The organism is Arthrobacter sp. TE26545 (genome assembly GCF_056279005.1).
The window spans coordinates 2,267,599-2,290,360 of sequence record NZ_JBWBQM010000001.1; the positions used below are offsets into that span (position 1 = coordinate 2,267,599).

Sequence of the window (22,762 nt, forward strand, 5' to 3'; positions counted from 1 at the left end):
CCGGCCCTCCCCAGTATCGGGGAACGGCCGGCCCTTGTCAGGAGCAGAGCGGGGCAGCAGGCTAGTGGGTGTCCACGGCCTCGACCTCGGACTTGTCCTCGCCCCACAGGGTGTGGAAGGTACCCTCGGCGTCGACGCGGCCGTAGGTGTGGGCACCGAAGAGGTCACGCTGGCCCTGGATCAGGGCTGCTGCGACGCGCTTGCGGCGCAGGCCGTCGTAGTAAGCCAGGGAGGACGAGAAGACCGGAACCGGGATACCCAGCTGCACGGCAGTGGCGACCACGCGGCGCCAGGCCGGAAGAGCCTCGGCGATGGCCTTGGTGAAGGCCGGGGCGAACAGCAGGTTGGCCGGCTTCTCCTCGGCTGCGTAGGCCTTGGTGATGTCCTTGAGCAGTTCTGCACGGATGATGCAGCCTGCGCGCCACAGCGAGGCGATCTCGTCCAGCTTGAGCTCCCAGCCGTATTCCTTCGCGGCGGAGGTCAGCATGTCCAGGCCCTGGGCGTAGGAGACCAGCTTGGAGGCGTACAGCGCCTGGCGGACGTCCTCCACGAAGGTTGCCGGGATTTCGACCGAGGCTTCCTCGCCGGCCAGCAGTTCCTGGCCGAGCTTGCGCTGCTCGCTCTGCGAGGAGAGCCCGCGGGCGAAGACTGATTCGGCGATGCCGGAGATCGGCGAACCGAGTTCGAGGGCAGAAATGACCGTCCAGCGGCCGGTGCCCTTCTGGCCTGCGGCGTCCACGACGACGTCGACGAACGGCTTCCCGGTCTTGGCGTCGACGTGGCCGAGGACCTCGGCGGAGATTTCGATCAGGAAGGAGGACAGCTCGCCCGTGTTCCATTCGGCGAAGATTTTGGACTGTTCTGCCGGCTCGATGCCTGCGCCCGAACGCAGGAGGTCGAAGGCTTCGCCAATGACCTGCATGTCGGCGTACTCGATGCCGTTGTGGACCATCTTGACGAAGTGGCCGGCGCCGTCGGTGCCGATCCAGGCGCAGCAGGGCTCGCCGTCGACCTTGGCGGAGATCTTTTCCAGCAGCGGGCCGAGGGCCTTGTAGGATTCCTTGGAGCCGCCGGGCATGATGGACGGGCCGTTGAGGGCACCTTCCTCACCGCCGGAAACACCGACGCCCACGAAGTGGAGGCCCTTTTCGGCGAGGGCAGCTTCGCGGCGGCGGGTGTCCTCGTAGTGCGAGTTGCCGGCGTCGATGACGATGTCGCCTTCTTCAAGCAGCGGCACAAGCTGGTCGATGACGGCGTCGACCGGCTTGCCGGCCTTCACCATGATGAGGACGCGGCGCGGCTTCTCCAGGGAGTCAACGAGTTCCTGCAGGGTCTCGGTGCGGACGAAGTCGCCTTCGGAGCCGTGCTTTGCAAGAAGGGCGTCGGTCTTCTCGACGGAGCGGTTGTGGAGGGCAACAGTGAAGCCGTTGCGGGCCAGGTTGCGGGCCAGATTGGCGCCCATCACCGCAAGGCCGGTGACACCGATGTGTGCTGACATCAAAACTCCAATTCTTCTTGTGCAGTGAGTCCTGCCCGGGGCGCAGGAAACGTTTTCTAGCGCAATCGCTGCAATAAACCATACGTATTTGACGGCCTTCGCGAAAGTTTCCGCAGAGGATCCGGAAACGTCCGCGTCACAAAAGAGTCTATGATGCACGCGCCCCGGCCGCCTCCCGGCGGAAGTAACAAAGGAGCCCCTGCCGTCGCCACTATGCTTACGACTATGTCAACCAGTCTCCACCACCGCGCCGTCGAGCATCTGGGCGCCAGGATTGTCGGCGGGGTCCTTCCCGCCGGCCACGTCATGCTGGCCGAGCAGCTTGAAGAGGAACTCAAAGTCTCCCGTTCGGTGGTCCGGGAGGCGGTCCGTGTGCTTCAGTCGCTCGGGCTGGTGGAGACGATCAAACGGGTGGGCATCCGGGTCCTCCCGGCGCACCGCTGGAACCCCTTCGATCCGCTCGTCATCCGGTGGCGGCTTGCCGGCGAAGGCCGCGGGGCGCAGTTGCGCTCGCTCGCCGAGCTGCGGTCCGCCGTCGAGCCTGCCGCCGCCGAGCTCGCCGCCCGGAACGCCCCCCAGAAGCTGCGCAGTGAACTGGTCGACATTTCCCTGGCCATGCGCGACGCCGGGCACGCCGGGGACATGCCCGCCTTCCTGGAACTGGACATCCGTTTCCACGCACTGGTCCTGTCCGGCTCCGGCAATGAAATGTTCGCGAACCTGATCGGCCAGGTCTCCGAGACCCTGACCGGCCGCACCGTCCACGGTTTGATGCCGGCCCACCCGGAAGAAGCGGCCCTGCAGTGGCACATGGACGTCGCCCGGGCCATCGCGGACGGGGATGGCGAAAAGGCCCGCGAGGCGGCCTCGAGCATCATGCGCGAGACCATTGCGGACCTTTCGCCAAGCTGGGAAGACCAGCCTCGGGTATTCGTCCCCGTGGAACGGAAGTAACTTCCCGCTACGAAGCCGTGTCAAGAGACCGGGGCGAAGTCCAGCAGGACCTTTCCCGACTGTGCCGAATTCTTCGCCACTTCGAAGGCTTCCAGGCCGCGGTCCAGGGTGTATTCGTGAGTCACCACGGGATCAACCTGCAGGGAACCGTCCGCCAGTGCCGCGATGACCTCATCGATTTCATCGTTGAAGCGGAAGGAACCCAGCAGTTCCAGTTCCCGGGTGATGGCCAGGGAGATGAACACCGGTTGCGGTCCTGTGGGCAGCAGGCCGACCATGACCACCTTGCCGCCGCGTACGGTGCCATTGATCGCCGAGGCCAGCCCGAAGTGGCTGCCCGAGGATTCGATGACGACGTCGGCCTCCACCGCTGCGATTGCCTCGGCGTCGTCTCCCTTGAGGACTTCGTCGGCGCCCACGGCGCGGGCGATTTCCAGGGGCTTGTCGTGCATGTCGACGGCCACGATCCTGCCTGCCCCGGCCCGCTTGAGCACGGCGACCACCAGGGCGCCGATCGGGCCGCTGCCGATGACCATCGCCGTCCTGCCCGCGACGTCGCCGACACGGGCAACCGCGTGCCAGGCCACGCTGGCCGGTTCCACCAGGGCGGCCGTGCGCAGCGGCAGGCTTTCGGGAAGCGCACGCAGCATGCGTGAAGGGAGGGTGGCGTAACGGCTGAACGCGCCGTCGGTGTGCGGGAAGCGGGCCGCGCTGCCGAGGTAGGTGCAGCCCGGGGAAAGGTTGGGCCGGTCCTCGGGGTACTTTGCCTCGCCCGGGCCGGGAGTCGCGGGGTGCACGGCGACCGGCGTGCCGGCGGCCGGGCCGCTGCCATCCGCGGCCTGCCGCACCACGGTGCCGACGATTTCGTGGCCCAGGACCATGGGCGCCTTGAGGATGGATTCGCCGGCCGCGCCGTGCAGCCAGTAGTGCAGGTCGGAGCCGCAGATACCGCCGAAGGCGATTTCGACGACGGTTTCATCCGCTGCCGGGGCCTTCAGGGGCACCTCTTCGATGCGGAGGTCGCCGGCAGCGTGGGCAACAACGGCCAGGCCGGACTGGGGAAGTTCGAAGCCGGACATCAGACCACCACCGTCATTCCGCCGTCGACGAAGATCGTCTGGCCGTTGACGAAGTTGGAAGCGTCGGAGGCCAGCCACACGGCCGGCCCGGCGAGGTCCGCCACGGTCCCCCAGCGGTGCGCCGGAGTCCGGCCCAGGATCCAGGAGTTGAATTCGGGATCGTCCACGAGGTTCTGGGTCATTTCGGTGTGGATGTAGCCCGGGGCGATGCCGTTGATCTGCAGGCCCGAGGCTGCCCATTCGGCGGTCATGGCTCGGGTGAGGTTCCGCAATCCGCCCTTGGCCGCGACGTAAGGGGCGATCGTGGGACGGGCGAGGTCGGTCTGCACCGAGCAGATGTTGATGATCTTGCCGCGGCCGCGGGGAACCATGTGGCGGGCAGCCTCGCGGCCCACCAGGAAGGCGCTGGTGAGGTCGGTGGTGAGGACGCGCTCCCAGTCCTTGACGTCGAGATCGAGCATCGGGACCCGGTGCTGGATGCCGGCGTTGTTGACCAGGATGTCCAGCGGGCCGACGTTTTCCTCCACCCAGGCAACACCGCGTGCCGCTTCGACATCACTGGTGACGTCGAATGCGCAGCTGTGGATGCGCCCGGGGGCGAAGTCCGCCGCAAGCGCGGCCTCCGCTGCCTTGAGGCGGTCCGGGTTGATGCCATTGAGCACCACGGTGGCGCCGGCGTCGGCCAGGCCGCGGGCAAGGGCGTTGCCGATTCCGCGGCTGGAGCCCGTCACCAGGGCTACGCGCCCGGTGAGGTCGAAGAGTCCACTCATTGCTGTCCTTCTTTTGTGGTGGTGGTTGCGCGGGAGTCGCTGAGGTTTGAGATGGCCTGGCGGACCACTGCGAGGTCCTGGTCGCCGAGGCCCTGCTCGATCAGTTCGCGGTAGAGGCCAACGCCGGCCGAGGCCATGGGTACCGCGGAGCCGGTGGCGGCGGCGCTTTCGAGCACGAAGTTGAGGTCCTTGTGCATGAACTTGGCCGGGCCCGTGGGAACGTAGTCCTTCGCAGCAAGCCGGGGTCCGACGATGTCCAGGACCCGGCTTCCGGCCAAGCCGCCGGAGAGCACCTCGAACAGCGCCGCGGCGTCCATGCCGGCACGCTCGGCGAGCTCGGCCGCTTCGGCGAGCGCCGCCGTCGTGGTTCCGACGATCAGCTGGTTGCACGCCTTCGCGAGCGAACCGGCGCCGAGCCCGCCCATGCGGCGGACGGTGGTCCCCATAGCACTGAACAGGGGCAGCAGGCGTTCGAAGTCCGCTTCGCTTGCGCCGGCCATGATAGCGAGCGTGCCGTCCTCGGCGCCCTTGGTGCCGCCGCTGACCGGCGCGTCAACTACCACGGCGTTGCCCGCGCTTGCTTCGTGCACCAGCGCGCCGAACTCGCGTACCGCCGTCGGCGAGACGCTGCTCATGACGACGACGGCGGTCCCGGGGGCGGGCGGTTCCGCGCGCCAGGACTCGAGCAAGGGAGCCGCTGCGTCCCGGATGTACGACAGGTCCGGAAGCATGAAGACGATGACCGGCTGCCCGCGCAGCGCCTCGACCGACTCGGCGCGGTGTCCGCCAAGGGCCACCAGGCTGCTGACCGCGGCCTCCGAGCGGTTCCAGCTCGTCACCTCCCACCCGGCGGCAAGGAGATTGGCGGCCATGGGGAAACCCATGAGCCCCAGGCCGACGAAGCCTGCTTTTTCGGCTGTCATACTCGCGTTGCCTCACTTCTTTGTGTCGTTCCAGCTGCATTTCCACGTAAAAACTGTTCAATATCCTAGCCTCAATTCAGTATGATGAACAGCATGACGACTGATGAACTCACCATCGCGATCGCCGTCCCGCTCGAAGCTGAGTATGTGGAACAGATCCGCGCAATCGATCCCGCCATCACGGTTCTCTACGAACCGGAGCTGCTTCCACCAGAAAGGTTCCCGGCGGATCACTCCGGAGACCCCGCATTCAAGCGCACTCCGGAACAGGAAGAGCGGTACTGGACCATGCTCAACAAGGCGCAGGTCCTCTATGGTTTCCCCAATGAAAACCCGGCCGGGCTGGCCCGCATCGCCCGGAGCAACCCGCACCTGCAGTGGATCCACGCCATGGCCGCCGGCGCCGGCGGCGCCGTGAAGGCCTCCGGGCTCGACACTGCAACCCTGGACAAGTTCAAGGTCACCACCTCCGCCGGAGTGCATGCCCTGCCGTTGGCCGAGTTCGCCGCGCTGGGCATCCTCAATGGCTTCAAGCGCAGCGCGGAACTGGCGCAGGACCAGGCAGCCAAGGTCTGGCCCGAGCTCAGGATCCCTACCAAGCTGGTGAACGGTTCAAAACTGGTCATCACCGGTCTCGGCGAGATCGGCATGGAGACGGCGCGCGTCGCCCGGGCACTCGGCATGCATGTCAGCGGGACCAAGCGGAACGTCGAGGCCATCGACGGCATCGAGGAAGTCGCCACGAACGACGGCCTTGCCGGGCTGCTCGCCACCGCCGACGCCGTCGTCAACACCCTCCCGGGTACGCCGTACACGGAGAAGCTGTTCGACCGCGAGGTCTTCGCTGCCATGAAGCCGGGCACGGTGTTCGTGAACGTGGGACGCGGCACGGTCGTGGACGAAGAGGCCCTGCTCGAAGCACTGGAGAACGGACAAGTCTCCTACGCGTGCTTGGACGTCTTCGCGGTGGAGCCCCTCCCCCAGGACAGCCCCCTCTGGAACCACCCGAAGGTGATGGTCTCGCCGCACACCTCGGCCCTGAGCGCGGCTGAGAACCGGCTGATCGCCGAGCGCTTCTGCAGCAACCTGCGGATCTTCCTGGAGGGCGGCGAAATGCCGCACCTCGTGGATACGGTGCACTTCTACTAAACCTGCTCCATACGGAACGGCCCCGGCGGACATCCGCCGGGGCCGTTCTGCTTTCCGGACGATGTCGCCTCGGCATCCTTGCATCAAGCGCGTTGAAAGGATGCCCGCACACAAGGATGTCCGCACACAGCGAAGCGGCGGCCCCCGCAAAGGGGGCCGCCGCTTCGACGTGCCTGCAGCTGGGGTCCGCTTAGCTGGCATCCTCCAGGACGAGCAGGTCGCGGCCCGCCGTCTCGGGGGTGAAGAAAGTGGCGGCGAAGGAGATCAGCGCCAGGACCAGGGAGTAGATGGCCAGCACCAGCCAGGAGAATCCGGTGGCCGCGAGGAGCGAGGCGCCGATCAGCGGCACCAGGCCGCCGGCAATCACGGCGGAAATTTCGCGGCTCAGGGCGACCCCTGTGAAGCGGTAGCGGGCACCGAAGAGTTCGGGCAGCAGCGGGCACTGCGGACCGAGCATGGACTGCACGCCCAGGGCGATGCCGACCACCATGACCGCCCAGACGAGCGTCGGGTTGCCGAGCGTCACCAGGTAGAAGGCTGGCAGGGCGATGACCGCCTGGAACAGGGCGCCGTAACGGTAGACCCGCACGCGGCCGAAGCGGTCGGAGAGCGCACCGAAGGTGACCACCATGACGGCGGCGAAACCTGCGGCGATCAGCAGCCCGACCGGGCCGATGAACTTGTCGCCCGGGAAGATGCCTTCCTTGGCCGACAGGAACGCAATGAGCAGGGCCGAGTAGATCGAGGAGTTTCCGTTCTCGCCCATGCGCAGGCCGATGCCGACCAGCACGTTCTTCTTGGAATGCTTCCAGAGCTCGCCCACCGGGTTCTTGACCACGTTCTTGTGCTTCTCCAGCTCCTGGAAGACCGGGGTCTCCTTGAGCTTGAGCCGGATGAAGACGGCGACGACGATCAAGATGACGCTGGCCAGGAACGGCACGCGCCACAGCCAGCCCTCGAGGACCGCCTTGTCCGCAAGCGCGATCAACGCGAACGTTCCCGCACCGAGCAGGGTGCCCAGCTGGATGCCGACGAACGGCAGGGACGCAAAGAAACCACGACGGCGGCGCGGGGCCACTTCCGAGATCAAGGTGGTTGCGCCGGCCTGCTCCGCGCCGGCGCCGAGGCCCTGCACGATGCGCAGGGTGACCAGCAGGACAGCGCCGAGCATGCCCGCCTGCTCGAAGGTGGGCAGGAGGCCGATGGCGAAACTGGCCAGGCCCATCATGCCGATGGTCAGCAGGAGCACCATCTTGCGGCCGAAGCGGTCACCGATGTAGCCGAAGATGATGCCGCCGAACGGTCGGGCCGCGAAGCCGACGCCATAGGTGGCGAAGGAGGCGATCAATGCGCCCGTGTCGCCCAGCGGCTTGAAGAACAGCGGCCCGAAGATCAAGGCCGAAGCCAGGCCGTAAATGTAGAAGTCGTAGTACTCCAGGGCGGAGCCCACGGAACTGGCAAGCGTGGCTTTCCGTAGCTGGCCCGGATCGACGACCGCGTCATCCGGACCGGCAAGCACTGTCTTAGTACGAATGGTCACAAGCACTCCCTCAGGAACATCCAGGCCCCCGTTGGCCTGGGCATAGCGTCAGCAACCGTGGCGCGAATCACTATACTGAACAGCGTACAGCAAGTTGAACAATGTTCAAGAGGTGTAATCTGATTTATTTTCGGATCAGCCCATGGGGTTGCCCAGGGAATGGGCAAGCTCCTTGAGTTCCTTGACCATCAGGTCACCCTGCTCTTCGGAATACGTCGCCTTGAGGGATGTCACGGAGAGGCCGAGACTGGGGCCGTGCGCGCCATGGGTCGGCACCGGCACGGCGAGGCAGACCACGCCAAGGGTGGATTCCTCGTCCTCGAAGGCGAAGCCTCGGCGGCGGATCTCGGCCACCTGGGCCTTCAGTTCGGCCGCGGACCGCAAGGACTTCGGCGTCATGACCGGGAGCTCAAGGTCGTCCGGGAACATTGCCTCAATGTCGTGGTCGTGCAACTGGGCCAGCAGGGCCTTGCCCACGGCGCACAGTGAAAGCGGCATCTTGTCGCCGATGTTTGACGTCAGCCGGACGGCCGGGTGGCCCTCGTAGCGGGCCAGATAGATGACGTGGTCGCCGTCGCGCATGGCGATGCGCACGGTCTCGCCGGAGAGCGTCGGCGCCTGCTCGCAGTACTTGTAGAACTCCTGGACCTCATCAAGCCGGCTCAAGTAGGCGGCGCCCAGCTCTACGAGCTTGCGGCCGAGCGAGAAGTCGGCGCCCTCGCGCGTGATCAGGCGGGCTTCCTCGAGTGCCAGCAGGAGATTGGAGGTGGATGACTTCGGTATGCCCAGTTCGCGTGCCAGGTCACTAAGCGTCAGCCGGCCCGACGGCGCCGCAGCCAAGGCGTCCAGCACGGCGGCCGCCCGGGTCACCGCGGGAGCCGGCGAGGAACCCCCCGGGCTCTCGGCGGAACGGGAAGCGCGGGAATCGGCCATGACTCTCCTTGACGGTGACTGGTCCGGAATGAACGAACCCGCGACGAGCCTGCCTCGTGACGAGCTTGTTCAGTCCAGTGAACACGTCCCATCATAGTGGCTTCACGGCCGATACGCTCGGGATCGGCTGGAAAACGGGACGCTTCCCAATCCAAGGAATTCACTGTATATTCATTTTCGAGCTCTCCACCGCGGCATCCCCCAATAGTCGCGGTGGAGAGCTCTTCCATTTTGAGGACGGTGTCCGGCAAAGAACCCGGGCATGAAAGAAGCCCGCCATTCCTGCCGCAGCGGCGTGAATGACGGGCTTTCCTTGGTGGGTCCTACCGGGATCGAACCGATGACATCCACGGTGTAAACGTGGCGCTCTACCAGCTGAGCTAAAGACCCAAAGTGCGCTCCGGCCGGGCTTCCCCCGCCGAACCAACGAACATAGACTCTACCCGATCCGGCTGCCGGAAAGCGAATCGCCGCCCCGTTCGGAAAGCGCCGGGGCTGCCTGCGCTCAGGCAGGATCCGGCAGTTCTTCGGCGAGCCACGACAGGGCGGCGCTGACCCCGGCGTCGATTTTCAGCTCGGCCATGCCATCCCCGCGGGTCGTTCCCCTGTTGATGATCACCACGGGCTTGCCCGCCTTGGCCGCGTGGCGTACAAAGCGCAACCCGCTCATGACTGTCAGCGACGAGCCCGCCACCAGCAGGGCCCCGGCGTCATCGACCATCGCATACGCGCGTTCCACCCGGTCCTTGGGCACGTTCTCGCCGAAATAGACGAAGTCCGGCTTCAGCACCCCTCCGCACACCGGGCACACAGCAACAACGAAACTGCGGATCAGCTCCGCATCTTCAACGACGGCGTCGGCGTCCGGCGCTGTCTCAATGGCACCGGCGGCTTCCGCAGCCTCCATGAACCCGGGGTTGATCTCCTCAAGGATTCCGGCGAGCAGCTTCCGGCTGAAGGCGTGGCCGCGGTCCAGGCACACCACTCGGTCATAGCGGCCGTGGAGGTCCACCACGTTCCGGCTGCCGGCGTCTTCGTGCAGCCGGTCCACGTTCTGTGTGATCAGCCCGGTAATGAGGCCGCGTTCTTCCAAGCGGGCGACGGCGAAATGGCCGGCATTCGGGTCGGCGTGCCGGAGCCGGGACCAGCCGATGTGGTTGCGCGCCCAATAACGCCGGCGGTTGTCCGCGCTGCCGACGAATTCTTGGTACGTCATGGGCTTGCGGGGCGCAGCCCCCGGGCCGCGGTAGTCAGGAATGCCCGAATCCGTGCTCAGGCCCGCCCCGGTGAGCACAGCCAGGCGTTTCCGGCCGAGGATTTCAGCGGCCTGCCGCACCCCCGGAAGGTCTTCCGCCGCCAAGGGAGCCGTTCCGGCCGGAGCCAGGCTGGCCACTCCGGTTGTTCCGATCCCGGGGCGGTGTCCGTCCATCGCTTTCAGTCCGCGCGTTCTCAGGCAGTGCCGAGTCCGGCAAGGGCCGCGCGGTATTCGGCCAGGTCCCGCGCCTGCCCCCGAGGATTCACCACGACATAGCGGATGATGCCTGCGCCATCGATGATGAAAGTGCCGCGCAGGGCCATGCCTGTGCCGCCGTCGAACACTCCATATTTCCGCGCGACATCGCCGTGCGGCCAGAAATCGGCAAGCAGTTCGAAACTGTAGCCTTCCTTCTCCGCGTAGGCGCGCTGGGCAAACTTGCTGTCCACCGAAACGCCCAGGACTGTCGCGTTGGCGTCCTCGAATACGGCCAGGTTGTCCCGGATCTCGCAGAGCTCGCCGGTGCAGATTCCGGAGAAGGCGAACGGGTAGAAGACGACGACGACGTTGCGTCCGCGGAGACTCGAGAGCCGCACCGGTTCGCCGTATTGATTGACGAGCTCAAAATCGGGGGCTTCCTCACCGACTCCTGGAACACCCTGAAACAAATCCGCCCGGCCGGCCCGGGAGAGCGTCACTTGTTCTTCTTCCGGGCGACGAGGCGGGTGGCGCTCCAGTCCTTGGAAACTCCCGCAGAGGTGGTGCAGTGCAAGCCGGCGGTGGGCGCGGCGTCCTGGATCTCGGAAGGGGAAACGTGGTTCGGACGGCCGGACTTGGGGGTAAGGACCCACACCACGCCACCCTCGCTCAGGGTCGTCTGGGAGTCCACCAGGGCATCAACGAGATCGCCGTCGCCGTCGCGCCACCAGAAGATCACGGCATCCACGACTTCGTGGTCGTCCTCGTCGAGGAGTTCGGAGCCTGTCAGCTCCTCAATATCGTCACGCAAGTCGAAGTCGACATCATCGTCGTAACCGAACTCTTGAATCAGATCCCCGTCCTTGAAACCCAATCTTTCCGCCACATTTACCGATGTGGCGGCGTCGGCCTCGCTCACGTTTTCCTCCTCTGAAGTGATTTCGATTACTACCAGCCAACACCCTTTGTGTGCCTGCTTCAAGCCATTATCGCCCGAGGAACCCGATTCCGTGTCACCGCCACTGCGGCAAAAGCAGGGCGAATCCTCGGTCACATCACGCTTAAAGGGCCCGCGCGGCTACGCATCCCAGCATCGACAAAGCTACAGTGGCCAGTGAGCACTTCGGCTGCAGGGCAACCGCCCCGTGAATGCGCAGCCGTTGCTCAAGAGAACCTGCCCGGCATACCTGACCGGGCTGTTGTAACCGAGATGTCGCACACGACGCGTTCATGACAGGCAGTTACCCTGCCGGACTTGAGGCGCCGCTACGTGCGCCAAAAGAGAGGTTGGACGTGGCTGCAGGAGAAGAGACCTCACACATCCTCAGCGGGTTGACTGCCCAGCTGCCTGATCGTGATCCGGAAGAGACCGCGGAATGGATTGAGTCCCTGGACACCTTGATCAAGGAGCAGGGAACCGAACGCGCGCAGTACATCATGCGCAGCCTGTTGCAGCGCGCCGGCGCGCAGTCCGTGGGAGTACCCATGGTCACGACGACGGACTATGTAAACACCATCCCGGCTGACCAGGAAGCGCAGTTCCCGGGCAACGAAGAATTCGAACGCCGGTACCGGGCGTACATGCGCTGGAATGCAGCAGTGATGGTGCACCGCGCACAGCGCTCGGACATCGGCGTGGGCGGACACATTTCCACTTATGCCGGCGCCGCCACATTGTATGAAGTCGGTTTCAACCACTTCTTCCGCGGCAAGGACCACCCGTCCGGCGGCGACCAGGTGTTCTTCCAGGGACACGCTTCCCCCGGCATGTATGCCCGCGCCTTCATGGAAGGACGCCTGAGCGAAGAAGACCTCGACGGTTTCCGCCAGGAGAAGTCCAAGGAGGGCCATGCGCTGTCCTCCTACCCGCACCCGCGCCTGATGCCGACCTTCTGGGAGTTCCCCACGGTCTCCATGGGCATCGGCCCGATGAACGCCATCTACCAGGCACAGGCCAACCGCTACCTGCAGGGCCGTGGTATCAAGGACACCTCCGAGCAGCAGGTCTGGGCTTTTCTGGGCGACGGCGAGATGGACGAGCCCGAATCGCGCGGCCTGCTCCAGCTCGCCGCCAATGAGAACCTGGACAACCTGAACTTCGTCATCAACTGCAACTTGCAGCGCCTGGACGGACCCGTCCGCGGCAACGGCAAGATCATGCAGGAACTCGAGGCGTTCTTCCGCGGTGCCGGCTGGAACGTGATCAAGGTCGTCTGGGGCCGTGAGTGGGACGATCTGCTCGCCCAGGACTCCGACGGTTCCCTCGTGAACATCATGAACGAGACCCTCGACGGCGACTACCAGACCTACAAGGCCGAGTCCGGCGGATTCGTCCGCGAGCACTTCTTCGGCAAGACGCCGGCCACGAAGGACATGGTTGCCGACTTCTCGGACGAGCAGATCTGGCAGCTCAAGCGGGGTGGGCACGACTACCGCAAGGTTTACGCCGCCTACAAGGCTGCAACCGAGTTCAAGGGCAAGCCCACGGTCATCCTCGCCAAGACCGTCAAGGGCTACGGACTGGGTCCGCACTTCGAGGGCCGCAACGCGACCCACCAGATGAAGAAGCTGACGCTCGAGGACCTGAAGGCCTTCCGCGACTACCTGCGCATCCCGATCACGGACGAGCAGCTCGAAGCCGACCCGTACCGTCCCCCGTACTACCACCCGGGCATGGACGCTCCGGAGATCAAGTACCTCATGGAGCGCCGTGCGGAGCTGGGCGGTTTCCTTCCGGAGCGCCGTTCCAAGCACAGCGAGGTCACCCTGCCGGACGCCAAGTCCTACGAGGTTGCCAAGCGTGGTTCGGGCAAGCAGCAGGCGGCCACCACCATGGCCTTCGTGCGCCTGCTCAAGGACCTCATGCGCGACAAGAACTTCGGCGCGCGCTTCGTCCCGGTGGTTCCGGACGAATCCCGCACCTTCGGCATGGACGCCTTCTTCCCGACGGCGAAGATCTATAACCCGAAGGGCCAGAACTACCTGTCCGTGGACCGCGACCTTGTGCTCGCGTACAAGGAGTCCCCGGCCGGCCAGCTGATCCACCCGGGCATCAACGAGGCCGGTGCCGTGGCGGCATTCACCGCGGCCGGCACCTCGTACGCCACCCACGGCGAACCGCTGGTTCCGATCTACGTGTTCTACTCGATGTTCGGTTTCCAGCGCACGGGCGATTCCTTCTGGGCCGCGGCGGACCAGATGACCCGTGGCTTCATCATCGGCGCCACCGCAGGACGCACCACCCTTACCGGTGAAGGCCTGCAGCACGCCGACGGCCACTCCCCTATCCTGGCCTCCACCAACCCGGCAGTGGTCACCTACGACCCCGCCTACGGCTACGAAATCGGCCACATCGTCCGTGACGGCCTGGAGCGCATGTACGGACCGGATTCGGCTGACCGCAACCTCATGTACTACCTGACCGTGTACAACGAGCCGATCGTCCAGCCGGCCGAACCGGAAGACCTCGACGTCAACGGCCTCCTCAAGGGCATCTACCGGCTGGCCGCCGCCACCAACGGCTCCACGGACCGTCCGAAGGCCCAGATCCTCGCCTCCGGCGTTTCGGTGCCGTGGGCCCTGGAAGCCCAGCGCATCCTGGACGAGGACTGGAACGTGGCAGCCGACGTCTGGTCCGTCACCTCCTGGAACGAACTGCGCCGCGACGGCCTTGCCGCCGAGGAGCAGGCCTTCCTGAACCCGGGCGAAGCCTCCCAGGTGCCGTTTGTCACCCGGCAGCTTGCCGGTGCCGAAGGCCCCGTTGTTGCCGTTTCGGATTACATGAAGGCTGTGCCGGACCAGATCCGCCAGTTCATCCCGAACGACTTCGCGGCCCTCGGCGCCGACGGCTTCGGTTTCTCGGACACCCGTGCCGCGGCCCGTCGTTTCTTCAAGAACGACACCCACTCGATCGTCGCCAAGACCCTCCAGCTGCTCGCACAGCAGGGCAAGGTCGATTCCTCGGCTCCGGGCCTGGCCATCGAGAAGTACCGTCTGCTCGACGTCAACGCAGGAACCACCGGCGGCGCCGGCGGCGACAGCTAGGCACCCGGCAACACCCAGGCGGCGGCCCCACGGGAAGGTGGGGCCGCCGTCGGGCGTTTAAGGGGGCTTCCCGGCGGGAAGCGGTCCCGGGCGGAAACCTGCGGTACCGGCTTGTAGCCTTCGCACAAATGGAGCTTGCACGGCGGGGGCCTTATGCTCAAGGAATGGCAGAGCCCACCCCTACCTCCGCGAAACGCAAGGCGCCATCGCGTGCGGTCTCCCCCGAAAAAGCCGAAACCCTCAAACGGCTCCGCGCGAATGTCGGCCAGCTGTCCACCACCACCATGCGCCAGCTCGAGAAATCCCTTCCGTGGTACACCCGGTTGAGCGCTGACGAACGCTCGGCGCTGGGACTGGTGGCCCAGAACGGCATCGCGGCGTTCGTCACCTGGTACGAACGACCGAGCTCGCCCTCCTGGATCCTCACCGACGTCTTCGGCAACGCTCCCACCGAGCTCACCCGCTCGATCAGCCTGCAGAAGGCCCTGCAGCTGATCCGGATCGTGGTGGAAGTCGTGGAGAACCAGGTCCCGGTGATCGCGCCGGAACCCGACCAGCCGTCCCTGCGCGAAGCGGTGCTGCGCTACTCCCGCGAAGTGGCCTTCGCGGCCGCCGACGTCTACGCCCGCGCCGCGGAATCCCGCGGCTCCTGGGACACCCGGCTCGAAGCCCTGATTGTCGACGCGATCCTGCGCGGCGAGAACACCGACGCGCTGAGATCCAGGATCGCGGCCCTGGGCTGGAAGGCCCAGGAACGGTTTACCGTAATGGTCGGCAATTCACCCTCCGAACCCAGCGCGAGCTACGTGAGCGAACTGCGCCGCACCGCCGGCCGCTTCGCCGAGGACGCCCTGGTGGGCATCCAGGGCGACCGGTTGATCCTGATCCTCGGCGGCGTCCAGGACCGTGACACCGCCTACCTGAAACTGAGCGAACTGTTCGCCCCGGGTCCAGTGGTCTACGGGCCCGAGGCCGGCTCGCTGCTGGAAGCGAGCAGTTCGGCGCAGGCAGCATTTGCCGGGCTCACCGCTGCGCGTGCCTGGCCGTCGGCCCCGCGGCCGGTCGCGGCCGACGACCTCCTGCCCGAACGCGTGGTGTCCGGCGACGACGCCGCCCGCCGCTCGCTCATCAAGAACATCTACCGGCCGCTCATCGCCGCCTCCAATGGGCTGGTCGAGACGCTCGGAACCTACCTTGAACTGGGCCATTCGCTCGAAGCCACGGCCCGGGAGCTGTTCGTCCATGCCAACACAGTGCGGTACCGGCTCAAGCGGGTCTGCGATGTGACCGGGTGGGATCCGCTGCTTCCGCGCGAGGCCTTCGTGCTCCAGACGGCCCTGGTGGTAGGCCGTTTGTCCACCCCGCCGAAGGCGTCTCCGGAGCGTCATGGTTCCCGGAACGGGAACTGAGTCGTTGTAGACTTCCTACAAACCGTCCCAGTGAGCTTGGTGTACGAAAACACCGTTGGATCACGCAGCAATTTGGAAAGCTGGTTACGTGCTTGCAATCGTCTGCCCTGGACAGGGCTCGCAAACCCCTGGATTCCTGGCCCCGTGGCTTGAGCTGCCTTCCGTGGAGGGCCATCTGGCTGCTCTGAGCGAGATCGCCGGAATCGACCTCAAGGCCCACGGCACCACCTCGGATGAGGAGACCATCAAGGACACCGCCGTTGCGCAGCCCCTGATCGTCGCGGCCGGGCTGGTCGCCGCAAAGTCCTTGTTCGACGTCGAACTCAACACGCTGCCGGTGGTCCTGGCCGGGCACTCGGTCGGCGAGATCACGGCGTCCGCCCTCGCCGGGGTGCTCAGCGAAGACGACGCGATGACGTTTGTGCGCGAACGCGCCAACAACATGGCAGCCGCCGCGGCCGTCACCCCCACCGGCATGAGCGCCGTCGTCGGGGGCGATCCGGCCGAGGTCCTGGCGGCCATCGAGGCTTCCGGCGCAGCACCGGCCAACGTGAACGGCGCGGGCCAGACCGTCGCCGCGGGAACTTTCGAACAGCTCCAGGCCCTCGCCGACAACCCGCCGCCCAAGGCCCGGGTCATCCCGCTCAAGGTAGCCGGCGCCTTCCACACGGCCCACATGGCACCTGCCGTGAGCGCCCTCGAAGCGCTGCGCCCGTCCCTGAAGCCGCAGGCTCCTTCCGTCCCGCTGCTGTCGAACTTCGACGGCGGCGAGGTCACCGACGGCGATGCCGCCGTCGCCAGCCTGATCGCCCAAGTATCCCGCCCGGTCCGGTGGGACCTCTGCATGGAACACCTGGTGCAGCGCGGCGTCACCGGCCTGATCGAGCTGGCCCCGGCAGGCACCCTTGCCGGCCTGGCCAAGCGCGGCATGCCCGGCGTCAAGACCGTTGCCGTGAAGACCCCGGACGACTTGTCCGCGGCGCTGGCCCTCTTCGCAGAGCTTGAGGCCAGCGCATGAGCGCCCCGGCCCTGAAGCAGGCTCCTGTCAACGAGTTCTCCCGGATCCTTGGCATCGGCGCCTACCGGCCCGACGTCATCGTCACCAACGACGACGTCTGCCAGTGGATCGACTCCTCCGACGAGTGGATCCGCCAGCGGACAGGCATCGTCACCCGGCACCGGGCGCCCGAGGGTGTCAGCGTGATCGACATGGCCGAAGGTGCTGCCCGCGAAGCCCTGGAGCAGGCGGGCATCGAAGCCTCGCAGCTGGGCGCCGTGATCGTCTCCACCGTGACGCACCCCTTCGCCACTCCGTCCGCAGCCGCCGCGCTGACCGACCGGCTCGGCGCGACGCCGGCTGCCGCCTTTGACATCTCGGCCGCCTGCGCGGGCTACTGCTACGGCATCGCCCAGGGTGATGCCCTGGTCCGCTCCGGCGCGGCACAGTATGTCCTGGTAATCGGTGCCGAGAAGCTCTCGGACGTCATCGACAACCACGAGCGCACCATTTCCTTCCTGCTCGGCGACGGCGCCGGCGCGGTCGTCATCGGGCCTTCCGACACCGCGGGCATCGGCCAGTCGGTCTGGGGTTCGGACGGCAGCAAGTGGAACGCCATCGGGATGACCCACTCCCTCGACGAGGTCCGCAAGCTCGGCGAATCCGCGCGGCACTCGGACGAGACGGACGACCTCGCCATCATCTCGGCGACCCAGGACGTCTGGCCCACACTGCGCCAGGACGGGCAGACCGTGTTCCGCTGGGCTGTCTGGGAAATGGCGAAGGTCGCCCAGCAGGCACTGGACGCAGCCGGCATCGAAGCCTCGGACCTCGCGGCATTCGTGCCGCACCAGGCGAACATGCGGATCATCGACGAGATGGTCAAAAAGCTCAAGCTTCCCGAGTCCGTTGTCGTCGCCCGCGACATCGCCGAATCGGGCAATACCTCCGCGGCCTCGATTCCGCTGGCAACGCACCGGCTCCTGCAAGAGAACCCGCAGCTCAGCGGCGGGCTTTCCCTGCAGATCGGTTTCGGCGCCGGCTTGGTCTTCGGCGCCCAGGTGGTGGTCCTGCCGTAACCTAGCTGCGGCAGGCATGGAACGAACATGACCTTGACAACCAAGCCGTAACCGCGGTTTGCCCCGTTTCCGGCATAGCCGGCACAACAAGAAAAGGAGCCAACAATGGCTAGCAACGAAGAAATCCTGGCCGGCCTGGCTGAAATCGTCAACGAAGAAACCGGCCTGGCTGCAGACGCCGTCGAGCTGGACAAGTCCTTCACCGAGGACCTGGACATCGACTCCATCTCCATGATGACCATCGTCGTCAACGCCGAAGAGAAGTTCGGCGTGCGCATCCCGGACGAAGAGGTCAAGAACCTGAAGACCGTCGGCGACGCCGTCAACTTCATCGCGAACGCACAGGCCTAGTCCTGCCTTCCAGCTGTGCCGGGCCCGGGTGCACCGCCATCCCGCGCCCGGCACAGCCGCAGTACCAAAGTTTTCCTGCCCTGCGAAGAACCGCAGCCGAGCAGGCTGATTTCCGACAGAGAGTGATCGCATGGCACGCAAAGTAGTCATTACCGGTCTGGGGGCCACCACTCCCATCGGTGGCGACGTTCCCACAATGTGGAAGAACGCGCTGAAAGGGGTCTCCGGGGCCCACACGCTCGAGGACGAGTGGGTGGCCAAGTACGACCTTCCCGTCCACTTTGCCGCACGGTGCTCGACGCCGGCCCTCGATGTGCTCTCCCGTGTCGAAGCCAAGCGCATGGACCCGTCCACCCAGTTCGGCGTGATCGCGGCCCGTGAAGCCTGGGCCGACTCCGGTATCACGGAGATCGACCATGACCGCCTGGCCGTCGCCTTCGCCACCGGCATCGGCGGCGTCTGGACCCTGCTTGACGCCTGGGACACCCTGAAGGAAAAGGGGCCGCGCCGCGTCCTGCCGATGACCGTGCCGATGCTCATGCCCAACGGCGTGGCCGCTGCGGTCAGCCTGGACCTCGGCGCCCGCGCCGGCGCGCACACCCCGGTGTCCGCCTGTGCTTCCGGAACCGAAGCCCTGCACCTGGGACTGGACCTGATCCGCTCCGGCAAGGCCGACGTCGTCATGTGCGGCGGTGCCGAAGCTGCCATCCACCCGATGCCGCTCGCCGCCTTCTCCTCCATGCAGGCACTCTCCCGCCGCAACGACGACCCCGAGCACGCCTCGCGTCCCTACGACATCGACCGTGACGGCTTCGTGATGGGCGAAGGCGCCGGCGCCCTGGTGCTGGAGGCCGAGGAACACGCCCTCGCCCGTGGTGCCCGGATCTACGGTGAACTGGCAGGCACCTCGGTCACGGCCGACGCCTACCACATCACCGCTCCGGACCCCGAGGGCCTCGGTGCCACCCGTGCCCTGAAGGCCGCCATGTTCGACGGCCGGATCCACGCCGAGGACGTCGTGCACGTCAACGCCCACGCGACGTCCACCCCTGTCGGTGACAAGCCCGAGTACACGGCACTCCGCGCCGCGCTCGGCGCCCACGTCGACAACGTGGCGGTCTCCGCCACGAAGTCCCAGATGGGCCACCTCCTGGGCGCCTCCGGTGCCGTGGAAGCCGTGCTGACGGTCCTGGCTGTGTACGAACGCCAGGCTCCGCTGACCATCAACCTGGAAAACCAGGACCCGGAGATCCCGCTCGACGTCGTCACCTCGGCCCGCAGCCTGCCTGCCGGCGACATCGTGGCCCTAAGCAACTCCTTCGGCTTCGGCGGCCACAATGCCGTCATCGCGGTCCGGAGCGTCTAGCAACCCGGAGCGTCCAGCAGCCGATTCCGGATGTTCTGACGGACACAGGAAGAGGGCCCCGCCGTTGGCGGGGCCCTCTTCCTTGCTATGGAGTGTTTGTTGCCGGGCGAAATGCCCTGATACCTAGCCGACCTGGTGCAGCCAGCGCACAGGGGCCCCTTCGGCGGCGTGGCGAAACGGCTCGAGTTCCTCATCCCAGGCCTCGCCGAGCGCCAGGGAGAGTTCGTGGTACACGGCGGCGGGGTCACCGGCGCCGGATTCGTAGGCGTAGCGGATGCGGTCCTCGCTGACCATGATGTTTCCGTGCACGTCCGTGACGGCGTGGAATATGCCCAGCTCAGGGGTATGGGACCAGCGACTGCCGTCTACGCCCTGGCTGGGCTCCTCGGTGACCTCATAGCGCAGGTGGGCCCAGCCGCGGAGCGTCGAGGCCAACTGGGCGCCCGTGCCAGGGGCACCGACCCACGACAATTCGGCCCGGAACATTCCGGGCGCAGCAGGCTGAGGGGTCCAATCAAGATCGGTGCGCTTGTCCACGACCGATCCGATGGCCCACTCCACATGCGGGCACAGTGCCGTCGGGGCCGAGTGGACAAACAGGACACCGCGGGTCATTGCAACAGACATTCCATCCTCCATAGCTGTAGGTACGTCTTCCCCAACGACCTCTGCCTGGATAGTTGCCGTGCCGTGACCGGGTATTCGGTGAACCCTGGCGGACTGTATTTCCCAGATTATGAAACTGTATTTTCCCGATTACTAAATTGCGCCCCGGTCATTTGCAAGCTTCAAGCAGTGCTTGAAACTTCCGGGACATTGCTTTCATTTTGCCGTACACACCGCTTTTGCGCCAGCGCAGTTTTCCGTCATTTACCGACTGCTCGGGGTTTATGCTCTCGGATGGGCCTGCCGATAGCTTGCCCGGAGCCGCTCCACGGACACATGGGTGTAGATCTGGGTGGTGGCCAGGCTGCTGTGGCCGAGGATTTCCTGGACGGCCCGCAGGTCCGCGCCGCCGTCGAGGAGGTGGGTGGCCGCCGAGTGCCGCAGGGCGTGCGGTCCGGTGGCCGAGGTGTCTCCGAGCCCTTCCAGCAGTCCCTTGACCACGCTGCGTGCCTGACGCTGGTCGAGGCGCCTTCCCCGTGCTCCGAGGAACAGGGCCGGACCGGAATGCGGCGTGGCAAGCTTCGGCCGACCGCGACGGAGCCAATCGTCGACGGCGAGCGCAGCCGGCAGCCCGTAGGGAACCGTCCGTTCCTTGTTGCCTTTGCCCAGGACCCGGAGGGTGCGCCGGTCGGCGTCGAGGTCATCAATATCCAGGCCAGCGAGCTCACCGACGCGGATCCCGGTGGCGTACAGCAGTTCCACCAGGGCCCGGTTCCGCAGAGGGACGGGTGCTCCCTCGGATGCGTCCTCGTCGAGCCGGTCAAAGATGCGGCCAAGCTGCCGGCGCTGGAGAACCCCGGGGAGGGATTGCTCCCGTTTGGGTGCCTGCAAGCGGAGGGCGGGATCGGCGGCTATCAGTTCCTCACGCAGGGCCCAGGAGGTGAACGTGCGGATGGTTGCGGCATGGCGGGCCAGGGTTGCCCGGGAGCGTCCTTCCTCGCTTTGACCGCCAAGCCAGCGGCGCAGCGTACCAAGTTCGAGCCCGGCAAGTGTTTCAACCCCTTCACCGGCGGCGTAAGCGAACAGGCTTTCGAGGTCGGCCAGGTAGGCGCGGACAGTGTGCGCTGAGCGGGCACGTTCCCCTTCAAGGTAGCGGCGGAACCCGGCCATTGCTGCCACAAAGGCAGGGGGCACCGGCGGAGCCTGCCGCCCGGGGCCGCTTGCGGCCGTGTCTTTGGCTGCTGCGTCTTTGGCTGCTGCGTCTTTTGCGGCCGTGTCCTGGTTTGCTTCGCTGTCCACCCTTCAACTCTGCCAGCAGCCGCCTGCGCCAGGCTGCACCGCCACGTCCCTTCCCCACGCGTCGTTCAGGATCATGCATTCTTCCTTGACCGTTTCCAGCCGCCTCGTTCGGAGACGGCCAGGCCCAGCAATCCCAGCCGGCCGAGTCCTGCCCGGACGGCGTCCTGACCCAACCCCGCCACGACACCAAGTTTCTCCACGGACGTCGTGGTGCGCAGCGGCAGGGCATCCAACAACACCAGGTCCTCCAGTGTGAGGCCGTCATGCTCGGATGCGGCCGCTCCCTTCTCACCTGCCAGTTCCTCGCCGCTTCCGCCGGCCAGTTCGGCAATCTCACCGACGTCGGTGACGCACACGGCGCCGCCTTCACGCAGGAGCCGGTGGCATCCTGCCGAATTGGCGCTGTGGATCGACCCCGGTACGGCAGCCACCACCCGGCCGATGGATTCAGCGTGATGGGCCGTGTTGAGTGCACCGGAACGCCATCGTGCTTCGACGATCACCGTGACGGCGGCCAGTGCAGCGATCAGCCGGTTTCGTTGCAGGAAGCGGTACCGGGTGGGAGCTGAGCCCGGTGGGACCTCCGCGATGACCGCTCCCTGGTTGGCGACGGCACGGAGGAGCTCCTCGTTTCCGGAGGGATAGTAGCGGTCCACTCCCCCGGCCATGACGGCGATGGTGGGAACATCGCTGCTGCCGCCCGCCAGCGCGCCCCGGTGTGCGTGGGCATCAATGCCGTAGGCGCCGCCGGATACCACCGTGTAGCCGCGTTGGCCGAGCCCGTAGGCGAATTCACCGGCGATGGCTCCGCCGTATCCGGTGCTATCCCGGGAACCGACAAGGGCAACGGTGCGCCGGCCGGGCGGAAATTCGAGCTCGTGCCCACGCCACCACAGGCACAGCGGCTCATGGAGTCCGAGGTCGGCCAGCTGTGCCGGCCAGAGCGCGTCTCCCGGGATGATGAGCCGCCCGCCGAGGCGCTGCATCGTGGCCAGGTCGCGCTCCGGCGCAAGGTCCCGGACGCGGGGCATCCAGCGTTTCAGGGAGGCTGGAAGGCCCGGCCATGACGCACAACCGCCGTCAAGCAGCAGAGCCGTCATTTCCTGCTCAAGGGCCGGGCCGGCCGTAAGCTGGCCCGTGGCGATCCGAAGGGCGTCCGAGGCTCCCGCGAGGCGCACGAGGGCCAGTCCGGCGGCATCCTGCGGTTCCATGAGCCGGGAAAGGGCTGCCCGGGCGATGCGTTCGTCTTTCGACGCCGAGGGTTGGGGGCCCGTCAGGCTGGGCGTGGCGTTCGTGGTCATCGATGTTCCTT

The 22,762-nt window shown here is 66.3% G+C and carries 20 protein-coding genes and 1 tRNA gene; 8 read left to right on the forward strand and 13 right to left on the reverse strand.

Annotated elements, in window-relative coordinates; all coding sequences use genetic code 11:
* Positions 1 to 61 precede the first annotated feature (61 nt).
* A complete protein-coding gene (gene gndA / locus ACZ9CK_RS10225; RefSeq protein WP_426298082.1) occupies positions 62 to 1,498 on the reverse strand; it encodes an NADP-dependent phosphogluconate dehydrogenase in 1,437 nt (478 codons plus the stop codon).
* Between the two features lie 225 nt (positions 1,499 to 1,723).
* Here gndA and ACZ9CK_RS10230 point away from each other — a divergent pair, with 225 nt between their 5' ends.
* Positions 1,724 to 2,452: a FadR/GntR family transcriptional regulator gene (locus ACZ9CK_RS10230; protein ID WP_426298084.1), complete on the forward strand. Its 729-nt coding sequence runs from the start codon at positions 1,724 to 1,726 to the stop codon at positions 2,450 to 2,452.
* A 20-nt stretch (positions 2,453 to 2,472) separates the two neighbouring features.
* On the opposite strand, the gene ACZ9CK_RS10235 is transcribed toward ACZ9CK_RS10230, so the two are convergent.
* From ACZ9CK_RS10235 to ACZ9CK_RS10245, 3 genes are read right to left on the reverse strand one after another with little or no spacing between them, the layout of a single operon-like run.
* On the reverse strand, positions 2,473 to 3,531 hold the full coding sequence (locus tag ACZ9CK_RS10235) for an L-idonate 5-dehydrogenase (RefSeq protein ID WP_476049897.1): 1,059 nt from the start codon (positions 3,529 to 3,531) through the stop codon (positions 2,473 to 2,475).
* Entirely contained in the window at positions 3,531 to 4,301 is a 771-nt protein-coding gene (locus tag ACZ9CK_RS10240; protein WP_426298088.1) for an SDR family oxidoreductase, read from the reverse strand. Before ACZ9CK_RS10240 ends, ACZ9CK_RS10235 begins: the two co-directional genes overlap by 1 nt.
* On the reverse strand, positions 4,298 to 5,224 hold the full coding sequence (locus ACZ9CK_RS10245) for an NAD(P)-dependent oxidoreductase (RefSeq protein ID WP_476049898.1): 927 nt from the start codon (positions 5,222 to 5,224) through the stop codon (positions 4,298 to 4,300). Before ACZ9CK_RS10245 ends, ACZ9CK_RS10240 begins: the two co-directional genes overlap by 4 nt.
* Positions 5,225 to 5,305: 81 nt before the next feature.
* Here ACZ9CK_RS10245 and ACZ9CK_RS10250 point away from each other — a divergent pair, with 81 nt between their 5' ends.
* Positions 5,306 to 6,373: a D-2-hydroxyacid dehydrogenase gene (locus tag ACZ9CK_RS10250; RefSeq protein ID WP_426298092.1), complete on the forward strand. Its 1,068-nt coding sequence runs from the start codon at positions 5,306 to 5,308 to the stop codon at positions 6,371 to 6,373.
* 190 nt (positions 6,374 to 6,563) lie between these two features.
* Here ACZ9CK_RS10250 and ACZ9CK_RS10255 read toward each other — a convergent pair whose 3' ends face one another.
* The 6 genes from ACZ9CK_RS10255 to ACZ9CK_RS10280 all read right to left on the reverse strand — a co-directional run bounded on the left by ACZ9CK_RS10255 (position 6,564) and on the right by ACZ9CK_RS10280 (position 11,218).
* Positions 6,564 to 7,913 carry an MFS transporter gene (locus tag ACZ9CK_RS10255; protein ID WP_426298094.1) on the reverse strand — a complete coding sequence of 450 codons (1,350 nt, stop codon included), beginning with the start codon at positions 7,911 to 7,913 and terminating at the stop codon, positions 6,564 to 6,566.
* A 135-nt stretch (positions 7,914 to 8,048) separates the two neighbouring features.
* Positions 8,049 to 8,846 carry an IclR family transcriptional regulator gene (locus tag ACZ9CK_RS10260; protein WP_426298096.1) on the reverse strand — a complete coding sequence of 266 codons (798 nt, stop codon included), beginning with the start codon at positions 8,844 to 8,846 and terminating at the stop codon, positions 8,049 to 8,051.
* 314 nt (positions 8,847 to 9,160) lie between these two features.
* Positions 9,161 to 9,236 (reverse strand) — tRNA-Val (locus tag ACZ9CK_RS10265).
* A gap of 115 nt (positions 9,237 to 9,351) precedes the next feature.
* On the reverse strand, positions 9,352 to 10,275 hold the full coding sequence (locus ACZ9CK_RS10270) for an NAD-dependent protein deacetylase (protein ID WP_476049899.1): 924 nt from the start codon (positions 10,273 to 10,275) through the stop codon (positions 9,352 to 9,354).
* Between the two features lie 20 nt (positions 10,276 to 10,295).
* Complete coding sequence (locus ACZ9CK_RS10275) at positions 10,296 to 10,799, reverse strand: peroxiredoxin (RefSeq protein ID WP_426298100.1); 504 nt, start codon at positions 10,797 to 10,799, stop codon at positions 10,296 to 10,298.
* Positions 10,796 to 11,218 carry a DUF3052 domain-containing protein gene (locus ACZ9CK_RS10280; RefSeq protein WP_115788735.1) on the reverse strand — a complete coding sequence of 141 codons (423 nt, stop codon included), beginning with the start codon at positions 11,216 to 11,218 and terminating at the stop codon, positions 10,796 to 10,798. Before ACZ9CK_RS10280 ends, ACZ9CK_RS10275 begins: the two co-directional genes overlap by 4 nt.
* A 374-nt stretch (positions 11,219 to 11,592) precedes the next feature.
* Here ACZ9CK_RS10280 and aceE point away from each other — a divergent pair, with 374 nt between their 5' ends.
* The 6 genes from aceE to ACZ9CK_RS10310 all read left to right on the forward strand — a co-directional run bounded on the left by aceE (position 11,593) and on the right by ACZ9CK_RS10310 (position 19,545).
* Entirely contained in the window at positions 11,593 to 14,343 is a 2,751-nt protein-coding gene (gene aceE, locus ACZ9CK_RS10285; protein WP_476049900.1) for a pyruvate dehydrogenase (acetyl-transferring), homodimeric type, read from the forward strand.
* Between the two features lie 164 nt (positions 14,344 to 14,507).
* Positions 14,508 to 15,752: a PucR family transcriptional regulator gene (locus ACZ9CK_RS10290; protein ID WP_426298104.1), complete on the forward strand. Its 1,245-nt coding sequence runs from the start codon at positions 14,508 to 14,510 to the stop codon at positions 15,750 to 15,752.
* An 88-nt stretch (positions 15,753 to 15,840) separates the two neighbouring features.
* On the forward strand, positions 15,841 to 16,770 hold the full coding sequence (locus ACZ9CK_RS10295; protein ID WP_426298106.1) for an ACP S-malonyltransferase: 930 nt from the start codon (positions 15,841 to 15,843) through the stop codon (positions 16,768 to 16,770).
* Positions 16,767 to 17,828 (forward strand): beta-ketoacyl-ACP synthase III, encoded by a 1,062-nt coding sequence (locus ACZ9CK_RS10300; protein WP_476049901.1) that lies wholly within the window; start codon positions 16,767 to 16,769, stop codon positions 17,826 to 17,828. Before ACZ9CK_RS10295 ends, ACZ9CK_RS10300 begins: the two co-directional genes overlap by 4 nt.
* A gap of 105 nt (positions 17,829 to 17,933) precedes the next feature.
* On the forward strand, positions 17,934 to 18,179 hold the full coding sequence (locus ACZ9CK_RS10305; RefSeq protein ID WP_070347536.1) for an acyl carrier protein: 246 nt from the start codon (positions 17,934 to 17,936) through the stop codon (positions 18,177 to 18,179).
* Between the two features lie 130 nt (positions 18,180 to 18,309).
* Positions 18,310 to 19,545: a beta-ketoacyl-[acyl-carrier-protein] synthase family protein gene (locus ACZ9CK_RS10310; RefSeq protein WP_426298111.1), complete on the forward strand. Its 1,236-nt coding sequence runs from the start codon at positions 18,310 to 18,312 to the stop codon at positions 19,543 to 19,545.
* Between the two features lie 123 nt (positions 19,546 to 19,668).
* On the opposite strand, the gene ACZ9CK_RS10315 is transcribed toward ACZ9CK_RS10310, so the two are convergent.
* The 3 genes from ACZ9CK_RS10315 to dprA form a co-directional block, all read right to left on the reverse strand.
* A complete protein-coding gene (locus ACZ9CK_RS10315) occupies positions 19,669 to 20,172 on the reverse strand; it encodes a DUF3145 domain-containing protein (RefSeq protein WP_426298113.1) in 504 nt (167 codons plus the stop codon).
* Positions 20,173 to 20,433: 261 nt separating this feature from the next.
* Positions 20,434 to 21,321: a tyrosine recombinase XerC gene (locus ACZ9CK_RS10320; RefSeq protein WP_476050891.1), complete on the reverse strand. Its 888-nt coding sequence runs from the start codon at positions 21,319 to 21,321 to the stop codon at positions 20,434 to 20,436.
* Between the two features lie 200 nt (positions 21,322 to 21,521).
* The gene (gene dprA, locus ACZ9CK_RS10325) at positions 21,522 to 22,751 is read right to left on the reverse strand and encodes a DNA-processing protein DprA (RefSeq protein ID WP_476049902.1); all 1,230 of its coding nucleotides are present in this window, start codon (positions 22,749 to 22,751) and stop codon (positions 21,522 to 21,524) included.
* Positions 22,752 to 22,762 lie beyond the last annotated feature (11 nt).